This is a genomic window from Cobetia sp. BMC6 (genome assembly GCF_029991385.1).
GTDB lineage: Bacteria > Pseudomonadota > Gammaproteobacteria > Pseudomonadales > Halomonadaceae > Cobetia.
Genome location: NZ_JAKUMF010000004.1, coordinates 68,524 through 87,009, shown reverse-complemented (window position 1 = coordinate 87,009; position 18,486 = coordinate 68,524). Strand labels below are relative to the sequence as shown.

At 65.0% G+C, this 18,486-nt stretch carries 18 protein-coding genes; 5 read left to right on the top strand and 13 right to left on the bottom strand.

Annotation, left to right across the window (positions count from 1 at the left end; all coding sequences use genetic code 11):
- Positions 1-84 precede the first annotated feature (84 nt).
- The 5 genes from MKZ40_RS09890 to MKZ40_RS09870 all read right to left on the bottom strand — a co-directional run bounded on the left by MKZ40_RS09890 (position 85) and on the right by MKZ40_RS09870 (position 5,066).
- Positions 85-1,491 (bottom strand): TRAP transporter large permease subunit, encoded by a 1,407-nt coding sequence (locus MKZ40_RS09890; protein ID WP_175089013.1) that lies wholly within the window; start codon positions 1,489-1,491, stop codon positions 85-87.
- A complete protein-coding gene (locus MKZ40_RS09885) occupies positions 1,491-2,060 on the bottom strand; it encodes a TRAP transporter small permease subunit (RefSeq protein ID WP_043333327.1) in 570 nt (189 codons plus the stop codon). Before MKZ40_RS09885 ends, MKZ40_RS09890 begins: the two co-directional genes overlap by 1 nt.
- A 606-nt stretch (positions 2,061-2,666) precedes the next feature.
- A complete protein-coding gene (locus MKZ40_RS09880; protein ID WP_225996620.1) occupies positions 2,667-3,404 on the bottom strand; it encodes an endonuclease/exonuclease/phosphatase family protein in 738 nt (245 codons plus the stop codon).
- A gap of 92 nt (positions 3,405-3,496) precedes the next feature.
- Positions 3,497-4,141 carry a thiol:disulfide interchange protein DsbA/DsbL gene (locus MKZ40_RS09875; protein WP_043333328.1) on the bottom strand — a complete coding sequence of 215 codons (645 nt, stop codon included), beginning with the start codon at positions 4,139-4,141 and terminating at the stop codon, positions 3,497-3,499.
- Between the two features lie 277 nt (positions 4,142-4,418).
- Positions 4,419-5,066, bottom strand: a complete 648-nt coding sequence (locus MKZ40_RS09870; protein WP_254627031.1) for a c-type cytochrome — start codon at positions 5,064-5,066, stop codon at positions 4,419-4,421.
- 409 nt (positions 5,067-5,475) lie between these two features.
- Between MKZ40_RS09870 and yihA the strand changes: the two genes are divergently transcribed.
- Positions 5,476-6,165: a ribosome biogenesis GTP-binding protein YihA/YsxC gene (yihA, locus tag MKZ40_RS09865; RefSeq protein WP_054556430.1), complete on the top strand. Its 690-nt coding sequence runs from the start codon at positions 5,476-5,478 to the stop codon at positions 6,163-6,165.
- 131 nt (positions 6,166-6,296) lie between these two features.
- Here the strand turns inward: yihA and MKZ40_RS09860 are convergent, their stop codons facing one another.
- The 8 genes from MKZ40_RS09860 to argH all read right to left on the bottom strand — a co-directional run bounded on the left by MKZ40_RS09860 (position 6,297) and on the right by argH (position 13,434).
- Positions 6,297-6,707: a hypothetical protein gene (locus MKZ40_RS09860; RefSeq protein ID WP_175089015.1), complete on the bottom strand. Its 411-nt coding sequence runs from the start codon at positions 6,705-6,707 to the stop codon at positions 6,297-6,299.
- Between the two features lie 189 nt (positions 6,708-6,896).
- A complete protein-coding gene (locus MKZ40_RS09855; RefSeq protein WP_175089016.1) occupies positions 6,897-7,616 on the bottom strand; it encodes an HAD family hydrolase in 720 nt (239 codons plus the stop codon).
- Positions 7,613-8,707, bottom strand: coding sequence for a tyrosine recombinase XerC (locus MKZ40_RS09850; RefSeq protein WP_175089017.1), 1,095 nt, complete (start codon positions 8,705-8,707; stop codon positions 7,613-7,615). The genes MKZ40_RS09855 and MKZ40_RS09850 overlap by 4 nt, the downstream gene beginning before the upstream one ends.
- Positions 8,704-9,495: a DUF484 family protein gene (locus MKZ40_RS09845; protein ID WP_175089018.1), complete on the bottom strand. Its 792-nt coding sequence runs from the start codon at positions 9,493-9,495 to the stop codon at positions 8,704-8,706. Before MKZ40_RS09845 ends, MKZ40_RS09850 begins: the two co-directional genes overlap by 4 nt.
- An 80-nt stretch (positions 9,496-9,575) precedes the next feature.
- On the bottom strand, positions 9,576-10,406 hold the full coding sequence (gene dapF, locus MKZ40_RS09840) for a diaminopimelate epimerase (RefSeq protein WP_175089019.1): 831 nt from the start codon (positions 10,404-10,406) through the stop codon (positions 9,576-9,578).
- Complete coding sequence (lysA, locus tag MKZ40_RS09835; RefSeq protein WP_175089020.1) at positions 10,406-11,677, bottom strand: diaminopimelate decarboxylase; 1,272 nt, start codon at positions 11,675-11,677, stop codon at positions 10,406-10,408. The genes dapF and lysA overlap by 1 nt, the downstream gene beginning before the upstream one ends.
- Before the next feature lie 60 nt (positions 11,678-11,737).
- On the bottom strand, positions 11,738-11,959 hold the full coding sequence (locus MKZ40_RS17210; RefSeq protein ID WP_348994696.1) for a lipoprotein: 222 nt from the start codon (positions 11,957-11,959) through the stop codon (positions 11,738-11,740).
- A gap of 80 nt (positions 11,960-12,039) precedes the next feature.
- On the bottom strand, positions 12,040-13,434 hold the full coding sequence (gene argH, locus MKZ40_RS09825; protein ID WP_175089021.1) for an argininosuccinate lyase: 1,395 nt from the start codon (positions 13,432-13,434) through the stop codon (positions 12,040-12,042).
- 275 nt (positions 13,435-13,709) lie between these two features.
- Between argH and hemC the strand changes: the two genes are divergently transcribed.
- Genes hemC through MKZ40_RS09805 form a run of 4 tightly spaced genes read left to right on the top strand, consistent with a single transcriptional unit; the run spans position 13,710 to position 18,344 of the window.
- Complete coding sequence (gene hemC / locus MKZ40_RS09820) at positions 13,710-14,657, top strand: hydroxymethylbilane synthase (protein WP_043333340.1); 948 nt, start codon at positions 13,710-13,712, stop codon at positions 14,655-14,657.
- Between the two features lie 10 nt (positions 14,658-14,667).
- Positions 14,668-15,552: a uroporphyrinogen-III synthase gene (locus tag MKZ40_RS09815; RefSeq protein WP_175089023.1), complete on the top strand. Its 885-nt coding sequence runs from the start codon at positions 14,668-14,670 to the stop codon at positions 15,550-15,552.
- Entirely contained in the window at positions 15,553-17,124 is a 1,572-nt protein-coding gene (locus MKZ40_RS09810; RefSeq protein ID WP_282627851.1) for a uroporphyrinogen-III C-methyltransferase, read from the top strand.
- Positions 17,121-18,344, top strand: coding sequence for a heme biosynthesis HemY N-terminal domain-containing protein (locus MKZ40_RS09805; protein WP_175089024.1), 1,224 nt, complete (start codon positions 17,121-17,123; stop codon positions 18,342-18,344). The genes MKZ40_RS09810 and MKZ40_RS09805 overlap by 4 nt, the downstream gene beginning before the upstream one ends.
- The last annotated feature ends 142 nt before the right edge of the window (positions 18,345-18,486 follow it).

Below are 18,486 nucleotides of genomic sequence, written 5' to 3'. Positions count from 1 at the left end.
GACGGGGCAGGCCCCGCCAATTCAGTTGCTGCTCTGTGTTGTTCTGTCCGTATTCTGTCTTTGTGCTGTCTCGTCAGTCGTGGCCTAGAACTGGGCCGGCAGCCAGGTCGCCAGGTCCGGGAAGGCGGCCAGCGCCCCCAGCATGCACAGCTGGATCAGGATGAACGGAATGACACCCTTGTAGATCTGCTTGGTGCTGACTTCCTTGGGGGCCACGCCGCGCAGGTAGAACAGCGCGAAACCGAACGGCGGCGTCAGGAAGGAAGTCTGCAGGTTGATGGCGATCATGATGCCCAGCCAGATCGGGTCGAGGCCCATGGCCAGCAGCACCGGGCCGACGATCGGCACCACCACGAAGGTGATCTCGATGAAGTCGAGGATGAAGCCGAGCAGGAAGATCACCAGCATCACCACCAGGGTGGCTCCGATGACGCCGCCGGGCATGTTCTCGAAGATCTCGGTGACGACCTCTTCGCCGCCGAAGCCGCGGAATACCAGAGAGAACAGCGCGGCACCGATCAGGATCAGGAACACCATCGAGGTGACGTTGGTGGTGGAGCGCACCACTTCCGTCAGGGTCTTCAGGCTCAGCTTGCGGTTGGCGAGGGCCAGCATCAGTGCACCGAAGGCGCCCACGGCAGAGGCTTCTGTCGGGGTCGCGAGACCGCCGAGAATCGAGCCGAGCACACAGACGATCAACACGATCGGCGGCACCAGCCCCTTCATCATCAGCCAGAAGATGCTGCCGGTATGCCCCAGCTCTTCCATCAGCGCATCACGGTCGACGGCCGGCGCCTTTTCCGGTTTCAGCCAGGCGACCATGGCGATGTAGACGATATAGGCGAGCACCAGGATCAGGCCCGGAATCAGCGCGCCGATGAACAGGTCACCCACCGAGACGGTCTTCGGGCTCCAGATGCCCATCGACAGCTGGGCCTGCTGATAGGCCGAAGACAGCACGTCGCCCAGCAGGACCAGCGCGATGGACGGCGGGATGATCTGTCCCAGGGTGCCGGTGGCACAGATGGCGCCGGTGGCCAGTGACGGGTCATAGCCGCGTTTGAGCATGGTCGGCAAAGACAACAGGCCCATGGTGACGACGGTCGCGCCGACGATACCGGTGGAGGCGGCCAGCAGCATGCCGACGATGGTCACGGAAATTCCCAGCCCGCCGCGCAGCGAGCCGAACATCAGTGCCATGGCGTCGAGCAGCGTTTCGGCGACCTTGGACTTCTCCAGCAGCACGCCCATCAACACGAACAATGGCACGGCCAGCAGGGTCTGGTTGGTCATGGTGCCGTAGAGGCGGTTGGGCATCGCGGACAGGAAGCTGGCATCGAATACGCCCTGGGTAATGCCCAGTGCGTCCAGCCCCATGCCGAGTCCGGCGAAGGCAAGCGCGGTACCGGCCAGTGACAGCGCCACCGGATAGCCCAGCATCAGGACGATACAGATACACACGAACAGCAGCAGTGGCATGATCTCGAGCATTACACCAGCTCCTCATCGTGGTCAGGGGTGTCATCGCTCGCATGCGGGGAGGGCAGGCGGCCCATCAGGAACAGCAGGTGGCGGCCGGCTTCCGCCACGCCTTGCAACATCATCAGGATGGCGATGGCTGGAATCAGGGTCTTGAGCAGGTAGACGCCCGGCAGGCCGCCGGATTCGGGGGAGGCTTCCTTGATGCCCCAGGAATCGCCCACGTAACCGAGGCTGGAGAGCAGGATGAATGTCATCACCGGGAACAGCAGGAACAGGGTGCCGCCGAGATCGACCCACGACTTTCCGCGGTGCGACATGCGCTGATAGAAGATATCCACCCGCACATGGCCGTCGTGCTTGAGCGTGTAGCTGGCGGCGAGCAGGAAGACGGCCGCGTGCATGTACATCACGGATTCCTGCATGGGGATGCTGTTGATATTGAAGGCGTAGCGCAGCATCACGATGGTGAATTCGACCAGCATCATGATGACGACCAGCCAGGATACGCAGCGTCCCAGCCCCTCGGTCATGCGGTCGAGCCCTGTGAGCCAGCCGGGGGTAGAGGCATTGGCAGACATGGAGTCCCCTTGGCCTGCGGGTAGCAGGTGATGATTGTTGGTGTTGTTGTTGCTTTGCCGACAGCGTTTGCTGTGTCTTTACCAAGCGCTTGTGTTGCAAGCGATTGCTGGCAAGGTCGCCAATTCAGATGTTGCTCATGTTGTGGTCAGTCGCGGTGTGCAGCAAGCCGTGATGGCATTGCTTTGAACAACGCTATTCCACGCTTCATCCCTGTAAGTGACGTCGCTCGGATGCGGTATGTCATCAGTCATCGCTAAGTCAACGATTAATCCACGTCATTGGCAGACAAAGAGTAGCGAGCGGCGCCACAACAACAAATGGATCATTGGTCTGACAGGCTGACTTTGCCTTTGCTTACAGTGGGATAGGCGAAGCAATGCCGGCAGGCAGGCGAGTGATAGGGCAAGAAAGGTCGCGGCAGGTCGCGTTATGCGCATCCAACAGATAGCAAGCGATGCGCCGCAGACGCGGCGGCGGGCGCAAGCGTCATGGCACAGACAGCCGCTGGCAAGCCATGGATAGCTGGCGGAAGCTTGAGTCGTGAGAACCGGGCGTCAGAGAGGGAGAGGCAGACGTCAGGGATGCCTATGCAAGAGAGACAGGCGTCAGGCGAGCCCGATCGCCTTGCGGCATGCGGCTGGCAGATGGACTTCTACCGCAAGCGGCAGATGGTCGGAGAACAGGTGTGACAGCGTGGTCGGGTGGCTCAAGCGCAGCGTCGAGGAGACCAGGATATGGTCGAGCCCACGGCGTGGCTGCCAGGCCGGGTAGCTGTTGATGGCCTTGCTGGGGCGGGAATCGAGAGCCTCGCTGAACGCCTTGTGCTGACGAAGCTGGGCCAGCGTGCAATTGAGGTCACCCATCACGATGACATGCTTGAGGGGCGCGATCAGCTCGCCAAGGTACTGCAGCTGACGATGCTGGATACGGGCACCGAGTGCCAGGTGGGTGACGAAGACATGCAGAGCGTGTTCGCCCTCGCCGAAGCGGGCATGGATGGCCCCGCGCCCCGGCAGAGTGCCGGGCAGGCTGTGCTCTTCGAGATGACTGATCGGCAGGCGCGACAGCAGGCCGTTGCTGTGCTGAGCCAGGCGGCCCAGGTTGCGGTTGAGCTGCTGATAGCGATGCGGGAATTCGGCCGTCTCGGCCAGTGAATCGACCTGATTGACGTTGCCGGAGCGGAAACTGCCACCGTCCACCTCCTGCAGTCCGACGATGTCGTAGGGCGTGATGGCGGCGGCGATCAGCTCCAGACGCTTGCGGCGCATCGGGTGGGGCAGCACATGCTGCCAACCGCGGGTGACATAGTGATGCCACGCCGCGGTATGGATACCGACCTGCATGTTGAAGGTCAGCAGACGCAGGGGAGGTGCCGTCTCGTCGAGTCCGGCACCTTCCGTGGCGCTGGCGGCCACTGAGTCAGCAGCCGCTGCCATCAAGCGGCGTCCTTGCTGCCGGCTTTCTCTTCACGCACCTGCTCGACCAGCTCGTCGGTGATCTTGAGCATGTTCTGCAGTGAGCCTGCCGTGCTCGGCGAGATGACATAACGGCCATCCACGATCAGTGCCGGTACGCCCATGATCTTGTAGGCGCGCATCTGGGCGTGGGCCTGATTGACCTGGCTCTTCACGCCGAAGGAGGTCAGCGACTTCTTGGCGTCTTCTTCGCTGACGCCGTAGTCGCTGTAGAACTTGGCGATATCATCCGGGTCGGTCAGACGCTGGTGGTCCTGATGGATGGCATCGAAGAAGGCCTTGTGGGTCTCGTCGAGGATGCCCAGGTCCTTGGCGGCATAGAAGGCATAGGCGTGCTTGACCCAGTCCTGCCCCATGGTGGCCGGCAGACGGTTGAAGGTCACGTCACTCGGCAGCTCATCGACCCACGGCTCGAGGCTGGATTCCAGCTTGTAGCAGTGCGGGCAGCCATACCAGAACGCTTCGACCACTTCGACATTGCCCGCCGGCGCGTCGGTCTTCACCGGCTCGTCGAGTACCTGATAGTCCTTGCCGGCTTCAGCGGCGAACACGCTTGCTGACAGGCCAAGGCCCGCCACCAGAGTCAGTAGGGGTTTCCACTTCATGGAACATCTCCATCGGATTGAGGCATGCCCGGGCATGATACCCGGCAACATTAGTGATGCATCGAGTATGCGTGTCAGCCACCACTGCTGTCGAGACTGCCGAGCGGGACACGGCGGATCACTGTCGGGCCAGCCTAGCGCGACAAGGTTGACCGCTGGATGAACGCCGTTCGATCACGCCCCGTACAAGGCGTCGCTCGATCACGCGCCGTGAACGGCGTGCTGGTGCTGGTCGTCATCAAGTCAGTCGTACGCGACACCCGGCTGTACGGATGCCTCAGCGCAGGCCGTGGAGATATTCGGCCACCTGCTGCATGTCGCTGTCACTCATGCGCGCGGCGATGCTGCTCATGATGGCGTTCGGGTCATTGTCGCGGCTACCGTCGCGGAAGGCCTTGAGTGCTGACACGGTGTAGGCGGGGAATTGTCCGGCCAGCGCCGGGTAGCCTGCCGAGTCGATGCCTTCACCTCGCGGGCCATGACAGGCTGTGCAGGCCGCGATGCCGCGCTCGAGCGAGCCAGCCCGATACAGCACTTCGCCTGCACGGGCCGCCTCTGGCTCGGCCTGACCGCGATTGGCGGGCTGCGCGGCGTAGTGGGCCGCGATATCGGCGATGTCCTGATCGCTCAGGTTGTCGGCGATACCGGCCATCTGTGGTACCGAGCGGCGGCCATCCCGAATGTCGGCCGTCTGCTTGCGCAGGTAGTGGGCCTGCTGGCCAGCAAGATGGGGGAAGGCCGGGGTCGGCGAGATGCCCTGGGCGCCGTGACAGGCAGCACAGACGGCAGTCTTGGCCTTGCCTGCCGAAGCATCGCCGACCAGCGATTCGGCGGCGGCTCCCGTCGGCAAGGTGGCGGCCAATGTCGTGGCAGCAAGTGCCAGCAGCAGGCGCAAGGGGCGCTCGGGGATCTGCCTTGGTCTCATCAGCTCATCCATTTCACTGGTCCCTGTTCACGAAGAGGCCCGTTCGGGGCTTGTATCATCCGGCGTGGATGGTGGCCTCTGTCATTTCCCCGGAGCCCGCGCCGTGCTGCGCGCGGTGAGAAGTGCTCCCCCGCTCTCGCAGCCCGTGAGAGCAGGGTGGTACACTAGGCATCATGATCGTCATGCTGACCTTGCAGGCAGTATAGCGAATCCCCTCAGGGCGCGTGAGCGTGCCTGTCGTCAGTCGTGTCATCGCAGCAATCCAGTGCATCTTCCCGCTGTCGCCGGCAAGTTGCAGCGCCGATGGCAGGGCAGGCGGCACTCTTTTCGTTACACCGGTCGTTTCTTCTGCTCTCTCGTGATGTCGCGCGGGCGAGACGTCCGCCTTCAACAGGTATTCAGAACTCCCATGGCCGAATCAGCTCCTTCGACCCCCAAGCTCCATTATCGTCAGGCGCGCTTCCTGATCAGTGCCGCGACTCTGGCCCAGTGCCCGACGGACGTGGGTGCCGAAGTGGCCTTCGCGGGTCGCTCCAATGCCGGCAAGTCCAGCGCCATCAATGCGCTGACCTCGCAGAAGGCGTTGGCCCGTACCTCCAAGACCCCCGGCCGCACCCAGCTGATCAACTATTTCACCATCGGTGAAACGGGCCGCCATCTGGTCGACCTGCCCGGCTATGGCTATGCCAAGGTGCCGGACAAGGTGAAGCGCGAGTGGCAGTCACATCTGTCCAACTACCTGCGCAACCGCCAGTCGCTGCGGGGCCTGGTGCTGCTGATGGATGTACGCCATCCGCTGTCCGAATTCGACCAGATGATGCTGGGCTGGGCCGATGAGGCCAAGATGCCGGTGCATATCCTGCTGACCAAGGCGGACAAGCTGAAGCGCGGGCCGGCGGCGGCAAGCCTGCAGAAGGTGCGTCACGCGCTCAAGGAGTGGGAAGACCTGGTCACCGTGCAGCTGTTCTCGTCGCTGAAGTATTCAGGTGTGGAGCAGGTGCATGCCAAGCTCGACGAGTGGCTGGCGGACCCGTCGGTGATGGACGGCGTGGAAGAGATGGCGGGCGACGAGGCACCGCAGGACCCCTTCGACGACTGAAGGTGCAAGACGATCTGGGGCGAAGCCTCGAACTACGCCACCTTGCATGACGAAACGGCCACCCCTTGGGGTGGCCGTTTGCGTTACGACAGGCACGCTGTCACTGATGTTTGCGCTTCCCCCGGGGCCCATCACATGAACAGGCTGCGCGGTGCGCTGGGAATGGGGTCAAGACGGGTCAGAGAGCTCGTTTCCCTGGGCGCCGAGAGAATATGCGGGGCCTTCACCGTAGGCTCGACGACTTCCGGCATCGTCACGGCCTCGCTGGGGGCGAGCAGGCTGCGCATGGCCTCCTGTGGTGAGGCTGCCGGCGCCTCTTGCGCGCTGGATTGCAACGTCGCGAGGCTGGCACGACCACTGTAGACCGCCACGATGACCAGCAATGCGGATACCAGTACGATGGCCACGCCTTTCAGCAGAGCGCGGCTGGACTGCCGTGAGGGCGTCATGATCGGCGCATGCTGCTCCCCTTCACCATGCAGGGGTGGCCTCTGGGGAGAGGAAGATGACACACGGTAGCGCGGGAGTGAGTGGGTGCTCATGCTGGCCTCTCCTGTTGACGTCGAGGTGGCAGGCATCTCCCGGCGCAGTCTCAGGAATCTCAGACAGGATTCAACATCGACGACGGCGGGAAACTTGTACATGAAATATGGTTGAAGCGTCATTTTTGTACAAGTTTTAATTCACTCAGTCATTCCGCTACTTGCTCTGCCACTCAGTTACTCCCTCACTCAGTCATTCAGGCGCGCAATCAGCGCCGGCAGCTCGCGAACGTGCGAGATGACATGTACACCTGCCGGGACGGGGCCCGGGGCACCCTGACCCTTGACGTCGATCCAGGCGGCCTGCATACCCAGGCGCGCGGCAGGCAATGCATCCTCTTTCCATGAGTCACCGACATGCAGGGTGGTGGAGGGGCGGCTGCCCAGGCGTGCCATGGCGGCGAGAAAGGGACGTGCATCCGGCTTGGGCGCCAGCCATTCGCCGGCGGCGATGCTGAACTCGAAGTGATGGTCCAGCGCGAGGCGAGCCAAGTCGACATTGCCATTGGTGATGGCACCAAGGCGGTAATCGTGGGCGAGGGAGTCGAGCAGTTCGCTGGCTTCCGGGAAGGGCGTCAATTCGTGACGCAGCGCCAGGAAGCGCTCGATGGCGGCGCGTGACCAGTGGCCCGCCTGCTCATCATCATGCCCGGCATCACGCAGCATGGCGTGCATGGCCTCGCGGCGCAGCCAGGTGAAATCACCGCGGCGTAGCGGGTGCTCCAGCCCCAGCGCCATGCGGCGGCGGGTGTATTCCTCGAGGGGGAAGTCGTTGGCATGGCCGATCTCGCCATCCAGCCAGGCGTAATGCTCGGCCTCGGCGCGCTCCATCACCGCGCGATTCGCCCAAAGGGTGTCATCGAGATCAAAGGTCAAGGCCGTCAGACGAGGTGCGTTGGCAGGCGTCACAGGGTGTCATCCTTGAGCGGGGCATCAGTGGGGAAGGTGGTGGCAGTGTCTGATGTTGCCGTCTCTGATCCGCGCTGGCGGCGGGCGCGAGGGTGGGCCTGATCATAGGCACTGGCCAGTTGCTGCCAGTCGAGGCGGGTATAGACCTGGGTGGTCGAGAGGTGGGCGTGTCCCAGCAGTTCCTGCACGGCGCGCAGGTCGCCGCTGGATTCGAGCAGATGACTGGCGAAGGAGTGGCGCAGGCGGTGTGGGTGCAGATGCTCGGGCAGGCCGCGTTCTTTCGCCTGCGCCACCAGCCTGAGCTGAACCCCACGCTGGCCGAGGCGGCGGCCCTGCTGGCCGACGAACAATGCCGGCTCGTCCTGGGCGGCGAGCTGGCCGCGCACCATCAGCCAGGCATCCAGCGCCTGGCGGGCGCGTGAGCCGATCGGCAGCTGGCGGGGCTTGTCGCCCTTGCCGCGCACGCGCAGGCGGCGGGTTTCCAGCATGTCGAGGTCGAGGCTGACCAGCTCCGAGAGACGCAAGCCCGCGCCGTAGAGCAGTTCCAGCATCGCCTGATCGCGGATCGCCAGTGGCGTGCCGTCATGTGGGCAGTCGAGAAAGCGTGCCAGGCTGTCGATATCCACCGGGCGTGGCAGGTGGTCCGGCAGGCGCGGGGTCTGCACCAGCCCCGCCGGGTTGTGTGGCAGCACATCCTGCTCGACCAGCCAGCCACAGAAGCGGCTGATCGCCGCGCGCCGCCGCGCCAATGAGCGTGGCGCGAGGCCACGACTGCGCTCGGCACCCAGAAAACGCCTGAGTGTCGGTACGTCCAGCGCCTGCCAATCCTTCGGCAGGGGCGCCGCGTCCTTTTCACCAGCGGCGCTGCTGTCCGCTGCGGGGCGCAGCATGAAGGCGGTCAACGCCTGCAGATCACGCGCGTAGGCGCTGACGGTCGCGTGGCTGCTGTCGAGGGCAAGCTCTGCCAGAAATTCCCGGCAGGTCGCGGACAGCGTCTGCTCGGCGGCAAGGCGCTCGGCGTCGCTCGCTGAGGTGCCATCGGTGGATATATCGACGGCTGAAGCGCCGTGGGCTGACTTGAGGCGGCTCATCGGCTGGCCTGGTCGTCACGGCTCGAGGAGCGCAGAGGCGGCTGGCCCGGGGCATCGCGGCCCAGGCAGCGGGCCAGCACGTCACCGAGGTATTCGGGAAACAGGGTGTCGAGACCGGCACGGAACTGCTCGGCGTCGGCACTCGCCACCACCAGATAGCCCAGGCACTCACCACGGGTCAGGCGCACGATGACGGCGGAGCCGCGCGTGGCATCGGCCTGGCTTGCATCGACGAGGTCTGCACAGTCGGTGCCGAGTGGCCACTGATGATCGGGCAGCAAAGCTTCCCAGCGCGTGCGTGGCATGGCCAGGCAGCGGCTGGCACGACCCTCGAGCAGCCGCTCGAACTGCTCGCCGCGCGCATCCTCAAGCGCTCGGCGCGGCGGCTGTGCCGAAGCATCGGCATCGCGCTGCCACAGGCAGACGGCCGCGATGTCGAACAGCTCGCTGAGGCGTGTAGACAGCGTCTCGGCCAGCGCATCATCGGACTCGGCATCGAGCAGATCCAGCACCAGCTGACGCAGACGTTGATAGCGACTCTCGTTGTCGCGCGCAGCGGTCAACAGCTCCTCGAGGCGCTCTTCTGCCTGATCGGTCCGCCCGCGCAGATCATGTACCAGCCGCTCCAGCAACGAGATGCTGCCGCCGCGCGCTTCCGGGTGTGGCACCCGCATGCGTTGCAGCAACCCTTCACGCCCCTCGAAGAAGTCGGGGTGCGTGGCCAGCCATTCGGCGACCCGATCCGGGTCCAGCGTGCGCGGGCGACGTGACACGGGTGACTCGGCCATGTGGGGCTCCTTGCGGACGGTTGGTAGCGAGACGCTGTCGGCCATGTCGTCGGCAGCGTCACTCGGCTGGGGCTGGCGATCTACAGGATGATGCGGCCTTCGAAGACGGTCTCGGCGGGACCGGTCATGAACACCGGCTGGCCGTCGCCAGCCCATTCGATGCTCAGGGTGCCGCCTGGCAGCGTGACATTGACCGGACTTGCCAGCAGACCACGGCGAATGCCGGAAGCGACCGCCGCACAGGCGCCGGTGCCACAGGCCAGCGTCTCGCCGACACCGCGTTCGAAGACACGCAAGCGCGCTTCGTGCGGCGTGACGACCTCGAGGAAACCGGCATTGACGCGCTTGGCGAAGCGCGGATGCGCCTCGATCAGCGGGCCGAGCGTCAGCACCGGGGCCTGTTCGACGCTGTCGACCAGCAGCACCGCGTGGGGGTTGCCCATCGAGACGACGCCGATTTCCAGCGTCTCGCCGTCGACGTCCAGGGTGTGCACCGGCAGGTCGGCCTCGGCCTCGAAGGGCAGCGCGGCGGGGGCGAAGCGCGGCGCGCCCATGTCGACGCGCACCCGCCCATCCTCGGCGACGACCAGAGTCAGCGGGCCGCCGGCCGTCTCGACGCGAATCTCGCGCTTGGTGGTCAGGCGCTGTTCACGCACGAAGCGCGCGAAGCAGCGCGCCCCGTTGCCGCAGTTCTCGACTTCACTGCCATCGGCATTGTAGATGCGATAGCGGAAGTCCATGTCCGGGTCGCGGGGCGGCTCGACCACCAGCAGCTGGTCGAAGCCGATGCCGAAGTTGCGGTCCGCCAGACGGCGGATATCGGCATCGCGCAGGCGACTGCGCTGCGAGATCAGGTCAATGACCATGAAGTCATTGCCCAGTCCGTGCATCTTGGTGAAGTTTACCAGCATCAGGCATCACCTTCCGGCAGCAGTTGCTCGCCGGTCCACAGTTCTTCGAGGCGCTCACGACGACGCACCAGGTGCATCTCGGGGCCATCGACCATCACCTCGGCAGGGCGACAGCGGCTGTTGTAGCTCGAGGCCATCACGAAGCCGTAGGCACCGGAAGAGCGCACGGCGAGCAGGTCGCCCGGCGCGATGGCCAGTTCGCGGTCCTTGCCGAGGAAGTCACCGGTCTCGCAGACCGGGCCGACCACATCGTAGCTGGCGGTCTTGCGCGTCTCACGCGTGTCGACGGTGACGATGTTCTGCCACGCCTGATACAGCGACGGGCGGATCAGGTCATTCATGCCGGCATCGATGATGGCGAAGTTCTTCTCTTCTCCGGGCTTGAGGTACTCGACGCGGGTCAGCAGCACGCCGGCGTTGGCGGCGATGGAGCGACCCGGTTCGAACAGCAGGGTCATCTCGCTGCCGTGCTCATAGCGGGCCAGACGCTCCAGCAGGGCGCTGGCGTAGGCGAAGGGCTCCGGCGGGGTCTCGCTCTGGTAGGGCACGCCGAGGCCGCCGCCGAGGTCGAGGTGCTCTATGACGATGCCGCGTTCGCGCAGGCGATCCAGCAGCACCAGCAGGCGTTCGAGGGAATCGAGGAAGGGCGCCAGCTCGGTCAACTGGGAGCCGATATGGCAGTCGGCACCGACTACCTGCACGTGCTCCATGGCGTTGGCGATCTCGTAGACCTCCAGCGCCTGCTCGACCGGAATGCCGAACTTGTTGGCCTTGAGGCCAGTGGAGATGTACGGGTGGGTGCCGGCATCGACGTCGGGATTGATGCGCAGTGATACCGGCGCGACGCGTCCGAGACGGCCCGCGACAGCGTTGAGGCGCTCAAGCTCCGGCAGCGACTCGACATTGAAGCACTTGATGCCCAGCTCCAGCGCACGCTCCATCTCGCCTGCCTGCTTGGCAACGCCGGAGAACACCACCTTGGCGGGGTCGCCGCCGGCCTTGATGACGCGCTCCAGCTCTCCGGCGGAGACGATGTCGAAGCCGGCGCCCAGACGTGCCAGTACATTGAGCACCGCCAGGTTGGAATTGGCCTTCACGGCATAGCAGATGAGATGCGGGTGGTCGCCCAGCGCATCCTGATAGGCCTTGAAGTGGCGCTCGAGCGTGGCACGGCTGTAGACGTAGCACGGCGTGCCGAACTGCTCGGCCAGCGTGGCGAGCGAGACGTCTTCGGCGTGCAGCACGCCATCCTGATAAACGAAGTGATCCATGGTCCGGCCTGCAAGATGTCGCGCCGGCGGGCATCACCCGCCGGAGATGAATAAGGGGGCTCAGGCGTCGCTGCCGGAAATCCCGGCAGCGGCGGTGTTCTCTGCCTCGGAGGCGTCTGGTGCCGGCGCGGGAGCTTCGGCGCGCTGGCCACCGGCGTCAGCGTCCGCCGGCAGATAGAGCGGGCCTTTCTGGCCGCAACCGGCCAGCAGGCCAGCGCCCAGCAGCAGCGCCGCGAAGGTGCGAAGTGTATGACGGGCGGACTGGCTCATCAGATGACGCATCGGGCGGCCTCCTGGCAGCAAGCGATAGAGCGATGCAGGCCCGGTTGCCATGGGTGGCGACCAGGCCCGAAAGAGGATGATCAGGCGCGCGAGGCCAGGGCGTCACGCGCACGCTGTACGGCAGCGCGGACCTGGTTCGGCGCGGTGCCACCGATGTGATTGCGCGCCGCGACGGAGCCTTCCAGCGTCAGCACGTCGAAGACGTCCTGCTCGATGGTGTCGGAGAACTGCTGGAGCTCTTCCAGGGTCATCTCGGACAGGTCGCGCTGCTGTTCGATGCCGAAGGCGACGGACTTGCCGACGATCTCGTGGGCATCACGGAAGGCGACGCCCTTGCGCACCAGGTAATCCGCCAGGTCGGTCGCGGTAGCGAAGCCCTTGCTGGCCGAGGCGTACATGTTCTCGGACTTGGCGCGGATCGCCGGGATCATGTCGGCGAAGGCGCGCAGGCTGCCGCGCACGGTATCGATGGTATCGAACAGCGGCTCCTTGTCTTCCTGATTGTCCTTGTTGTACGCCAGCGGCTGGGACTTCATCAGGGTCAGCAGGCTCATCAGGTGGCCATAGACACGGCCGGTCTTGCCGCGTACCAGCTCCGGCACGTCCGGGTTCTTCTTCTGCGGCATGATGGAGGAGCCGGTGCAGAAGCGGTCCGGCAGGTCGATGAAGTCGAACTGGGCGCTGGTCCACAGCACCAGCTCTTCGCTCATGCGTGACAGGTGCATCATCAACAGGCTGGCGAAGCTGGTGAATTCGATGGCGAAGTCACGGTCGCTGACCGAATCGAGGCTGTTCTCGGTCGGACGGTCGAAGCCGAGCAGCTCGCTGGTGACATGACGGTCGATGGGGAAGGTGGTGCCGGCCAGCGCCGCGGCGCCCAGCGGCAGCACGTTCATGCGCACGCGGCAGTCACGCAGGCGGTCCTGGTCGCGCGCGACCATTTCCTGCCAGGCCAGCAGGTGGTGGCCGAAGGTGACCGGCTGGGCGCTCTGCAGGTGAGTGAAGCCCGGCATGATGGTGTCGGCTTCCTGCTCGGCCAGTCCCAGCATGCCTTCGCGCAGACGCGTCAGTTCGGCGTCGATGGCGTCGATCTCGTCACGCAGATAGAGGCGGATATCGGTGGCGACCTGGTCGTTGCGTGAACGGCCGGTGTGCAGCTTCTTGCCGGTGATGCCGATCTTGGCGGTCAGGCGTGCCTCGATGTTCATGTGCACGTCTTCCAGCGCCACGGACCACTCGAATTCGCCCCGCGCGATCTCTTCACTGATTTCCTTCAGTCCCGCGATGATGACGTCGCGTTCTTCTTCGCTCAGCACGCCGACACCGGCCAGCATGGTGGCATGGGCGATGGAGCCCTGGATGTCGTGCTGCGCCATGCGCTGGTCAAAATCGACGGAGGCGGTGAAACGTGCCACGAAGGCATCGGTCGGCTCGCTGAAGCGGCCGCCCCAGGACTGATTGGTAGATTCGCTCATCGGGATCTCGAATTGTGGTGACGTGTCCAGAGTTCGGCGTCCGGTGCACGGTCGCGCAGCCGGTATCGTTGACCTTGGAGTGTACCAGACTCCTGCGCGTGGGCGAGGGGCCGCGGCCAGTCCGGCGGATCGCAGGAAAGCGTGCCACGGATTTTCCCCCTGAGGTGACTGGCTTTATGATAAGTGTCATCAGAGGGCAGCGCTGTCCGTCAGTCAGGTTTGCTCAACAACTTCGAATCAGATGGCGTGCGTTGCGCGCCAGCAAGGAGAATGCCGTGCCCCGCCGTGAGATTCTGCGTATCGCGACCCGCAAGAGCCTGCTCGCCCTGTGGCAGGCCGAACACGTCAAGGCGCGACTCGAGGCCCTGCATCCTGGCTTGAGCGTCGAGTTGGTGCCGATGTCGACGCGTGGTGACAAGATTCTCGATACCCCGCTGGCCAAGATCGGTGGCAAGGGCCTGTTCGTGAAGGAGCTGGAAGAGGCGATGCTCGACGGTCGCGCCGATATCGCCGTGCACTCCATGAAGGACGTGCCGATGCACTTCCCGGAGTCGCTGGGACTGGCGGTGATTCTCGAGCGTCACGCCCCGACAGACGCCTTCGTGTCCAACACCTGTGCCAACTTCGATGCCCTGCCGCAGGGCGCGCGCCTGGGCACCTCCAGCCTGCGTCGTGGTCTGCAGGCCAAGGCGGCACGCCCGGACCTGGAAGTGCTGAGCCTGCGCGGCAATGTCCAGACGCGTCTCGGCAAGCTGGATGCCGGCGAGTTCGACGCCATCATCCTGGCCACTTCCGGCCTGCAGCGCCTCGAGCTGGATGCGCGCATCACCGCCGAGATGGACGCCGAGACCTGCCTGCCAGCCTGTGGTCAGGGCGCGCTCGGCATCGAGTGCAACCTGCAGGACGAGGAGATTCTTGCGCTGCTCGAGCCGCTGGCCCATGAAGACTCCAGCCGTTGCGTGCTGGCCGAGCGCGCCATGAACACGCATCTGGAAGGTGGCTGTCAGGTGCCGATCGGCGGCTATGCCGTGCTCGAGGAAGGCGGCAGTCAGCTGTGGCTGCGTGCGCTGGTCGGCAATCCCGACGGAACGGTCATTCTGCGCGCCGAGGCGCGTGGCCCGTCCGATGCACCGGAAGCGCTGGGCGTCGCCGTTGCCGAAGACCTGCTCTCCCAGGGCGCCGGCGAGATTCTGGCGGCGGTCTACGGCGACGCTCGTGGCTGAGGTGCCAGCGATGGCAAAGGCGTCGCGTCTTGAGGTGTTGACGACGCGGCCGGGCTCGCGCGGAGCGGTTCTCGATGCGATGCTGAGCGAGGCCGGCTGCGAGGTGGAGTGCCTCAAGCTGATGGCGCTCGAGGCCTTGCCACTGGAACCCGCTGCGCGCCAGGCTATCATCGATGTCGATCTGTATCGCGGCGTGATCGTGATCTCGCCCCAGGCCGCCGGTTATCTGGCCGATTGGCTGGAGGAGTGGTGGCCGCAGCTGCCCGAAGGCATCAGCTTCTATGCCGTCGGCGCGGCCACTGCCGAAGTGCTGCATTCGCGGTTGGGCGTGTCGGTGCGTGTCCCGCCGCGCGCCACGCGCGGTGAGCATGCCGAACGCGATGCGCCGGTCGGTACCACCAGCGAAGCCTTGCTGTCGCTGCCGTCGCTCAGAGCGCTTGCGGGTCAGCGCTGGTTGCTGGTGGCCGGTGAAGGCGGGCGTCCGTTGCTGGAAGAAACGCTGGTGGCACGGGGCGCTCAGGTCACGCGTCTGGCACTTTATCGACGCCTTCCGTTGGCTTTGTCGCCGCAACAGGCTGGCCGTCTGGCGGCGGGCGCGTATGATGCAATGGTGGTGACCAGCAATGAACTGCTCGAGACGGTGATGGCGTCGGTGACGCCGCAGGCCTTGCACCAACCGCTAATCGTGTCGAGCCACCGTTTGGCTACACTGGCACACGCTCATGGTTTCGAGCGCGTGACGGTCGCCGAGGACGCTTCACCCGGGGCCCTGACGCAGGCAGTACTTCGCGCCTGCGCCCCCATCAGCAAGACTCGCCATGCAGTGACCGGCGCCACTGCGCCTGGTCCGCGTGAGGCCATCGATTCCCAAGAATCCGGAAAAGGGCAAGCGTAGATGAGCAACCGAGAACACGATCAGGAAGATAACGGCTCTGCCGGCATGACGCCCGGCAAGTCGGGCGACAAGGATGCTGCCGCTCGCGCATCAGATGCTTCTTCCGTTTCCGGCGTTTCCGCCGATGACACTGCCTCTGGCCGCCCTGGCGCCGAGGCCTCCCGTTCGTCCTCTCCCTCGTCATCCGACACGGCTGATGCCCCGCGCGAGCGCCGCTCGCGAAGTGGGCGCAATCGTCGTGGGCGTAGCAAGGGGCAGGGCAGCTCCTCCTCTTCAACCTCATCCTCCACTGCCAGTGAGTCCACGCCCGTGAGCCAGACTTCAGACGACAACGCATCGACGCCTTCCGGCGCAAAATCGCCGCTTCCGGAGCGTAGCGAACCCGCCAAGGAGGCGTCTGCCGCCAAGCCGAGTGCTGGCAAGGCCTCTTCCAGCAAGGCGTCTCCCGGCAAGTCCTCCGCGCCGGCTGGCAAGACGGCCAGCGCCGGTGGTGCAGGCCTGGGTGCCACGGCGGCTCCCGGCACGCCGCCGCCCGGCGAGTCTCAGGGCAAGAAGAGCAAGGCCGGCAGCATCGCGCTGGTTCTCGTCATCCTGCTGGCCATCGTGGTCGCGGTGCTGGCGTGGTTCGGCTGGCAGCGTCTGAATGCGCTGCCGGATGCCCAGGGCCTCGACAAGCAGGTCAGCGAGAGCGTGACCCAGCAGGTCGGTCAGGTCTCCAGCAAGGTCGAGGGTCTGTCGAGCACGCTTGAGAAGAACGAATCCCGCGTCAGCGAGCTCGACAAGCGTCTGTCCAGCGAAAGCCAGGACACCGAGCAGGCCCTCAACAAGGTGCTCGAGGAGCTCAGCAAGTCCCAGCAGACCGACGCGCGTGACTGGCACTATGCGGAAGCCGAGTACCTGCTGCGCCTCGCCAACCAGCGTCTGCAGCTGGAGCGTGACGTGAACGGTGCCGATGCGCTGCTCGAGAACGCCGATGCGCGCATCGCGGCGGCCAACAACCCGGCGCTGCTGCCGGTGCGCAAGGCCATCCAGTCCGAACTGGCCAGCCTGGACAGCGTGCCGCGCGTCGATCGCAGCGGTATCTATCTTGCGCTGCTTGCCGAGCAGGAACAGCTGGCGCGTCTGCCGCTCAAGCAGGACGTGGCCGAGATCGCCGCCAAGGTCGAGAACGACGCAGCGCCGACAGGCGGTTGGCAGCAGCAGCTGGCCCGCTTCGGCAACGAGCTGAAGGATCTGGTCACGGTGCGTCGTCATGACGAGGCACTGGAAGCCCTGATCACGCCGGAGCAGGAATCCTACCTGCGTCAGAACGTGCGTCTGGTGCTGGAGCAGGCGCAGCTGGCGCTGCTCAAGGAAGAGCCGAAGCTCTACCAGGCCGCCATCGACAAGGCCATCACGCTGGTCAATGGCTACTACGACACCAAGACCGATGGCGTGCAGAATGCCGTCGCCAAGCTGGAAGAGCTCAAGAGCAAGACCATCCGTCCGGAGCTGCCTGACATCTCCGCCTCTCTGAGCAAGCTGCGTGAGCTGATCGAGCGTCGCGCCCAGCAAGGGGGTGGCAACGCATGAGAGTCCTGATACTGCTGATCATCATCGGGCTGGCCATCGGTGCCCTGTTCGGGCAACTGATGCAGGCCTTCCCGGGCTACTGGCTGATTCGCGTCGGCGATACCTCGGTCCAGACTTCCTTCTGGTTCGGCTTGATCCTGCTGTTCGCGGGCTTCGTGGTGCTGCACTTCGGTCTGCGCCTGCTGTCGCGCTTCGCGCATCCGTTCTCCCGCCTCAAGGTATGGAACAGCCGTACCCGGCACCGCAATGCCACGCGCAAGACCGTACGGGGCCTGGTGGCGCTGGCCGAAGGCCGCTGGAAGCGGGCCGAGAAGTCGCTGACCCACTCGGCGGAAGATTCCAGCACGCCGCTGGTCAACTACCTGTCCGCTGCCCTGGCCGCGCACTATCAGGGACGTTTCGAGCAGGCGGATACGCTGCTCAAGCGGGCGCATGAGTCCACCCAGGGCTCCGAGAGCGCAGTGGGTCTGGTGCAGGCGCAGCTGATGCTGGACCGCCAGCAGCATGAACAGGCGCTGGCGACCCTGACGCGTCTCGACAAGCAGCTGGGCGAGCACCCGCAGGTGCTCAAGCTGCTCAAGCAGGCCTATCTGGCGGTCAATGACTGGGATGGTCTACGTCGTCTGATGCCGCGTCTCGACAAGCAGGACCTCATCTCCCCCGAGGAGAAGAAGGAGCTGGAACAGCGTGCCTATGTGGCGCTGATCCAGCAGGCCGCGCGCAATCCGGAGGACATCGAGCGCGTGCGCAACCTGTGGGCCGACATGCCGGACCACCTGCGCACCGACGTGAATCTGGTCGCGCTCTACGCCGAGGCGCTGATCGCCGGTGGCCAGGAAGGCCTGGCCGAGCGTCTGCTGCGTCACTCCCTCAAGGAGTGCTGGGATTCGCGTCTGGTGCTGCGTTACGGCCTGCTGGACGTGGATGCACCGCGTCAGCTGGTGTATGCCGAGAAGTGGCTGCAGGAGCGTCCGAATGATCCGGATCTGCTGCTGTCGCTGGGCCGACTGGCCCTGCGCAACGCCAGCTGGGGCAAGGCTCAGGAGTACTTCGAGGCTAGCCAGCGCCAGCGTCCGAGCGGTACGGTGTGTGCTGAACTCGCGCGTCTGTTCGCCAACCTGGGCGAGCACAACAAGAGTCAGCTCTACTACCGTCAGAGCGTCGAGCTGCTGGATCGCTCACTGCCGGCCCTGCCGCAGCCGAGCAAGGACAACGTCTGAGGAGCGGCCGTCGAGTGCCGGCCGCCTGGTGCCAACCAAGGCATGACAGGCGTCATGCAGGCTGGCGGACAAGACACTCGGCGGCTTGCACGATGTTTCCTTGTTTGATGAAAGCTATTGCCCAATTGCACCGGCCGCGCTG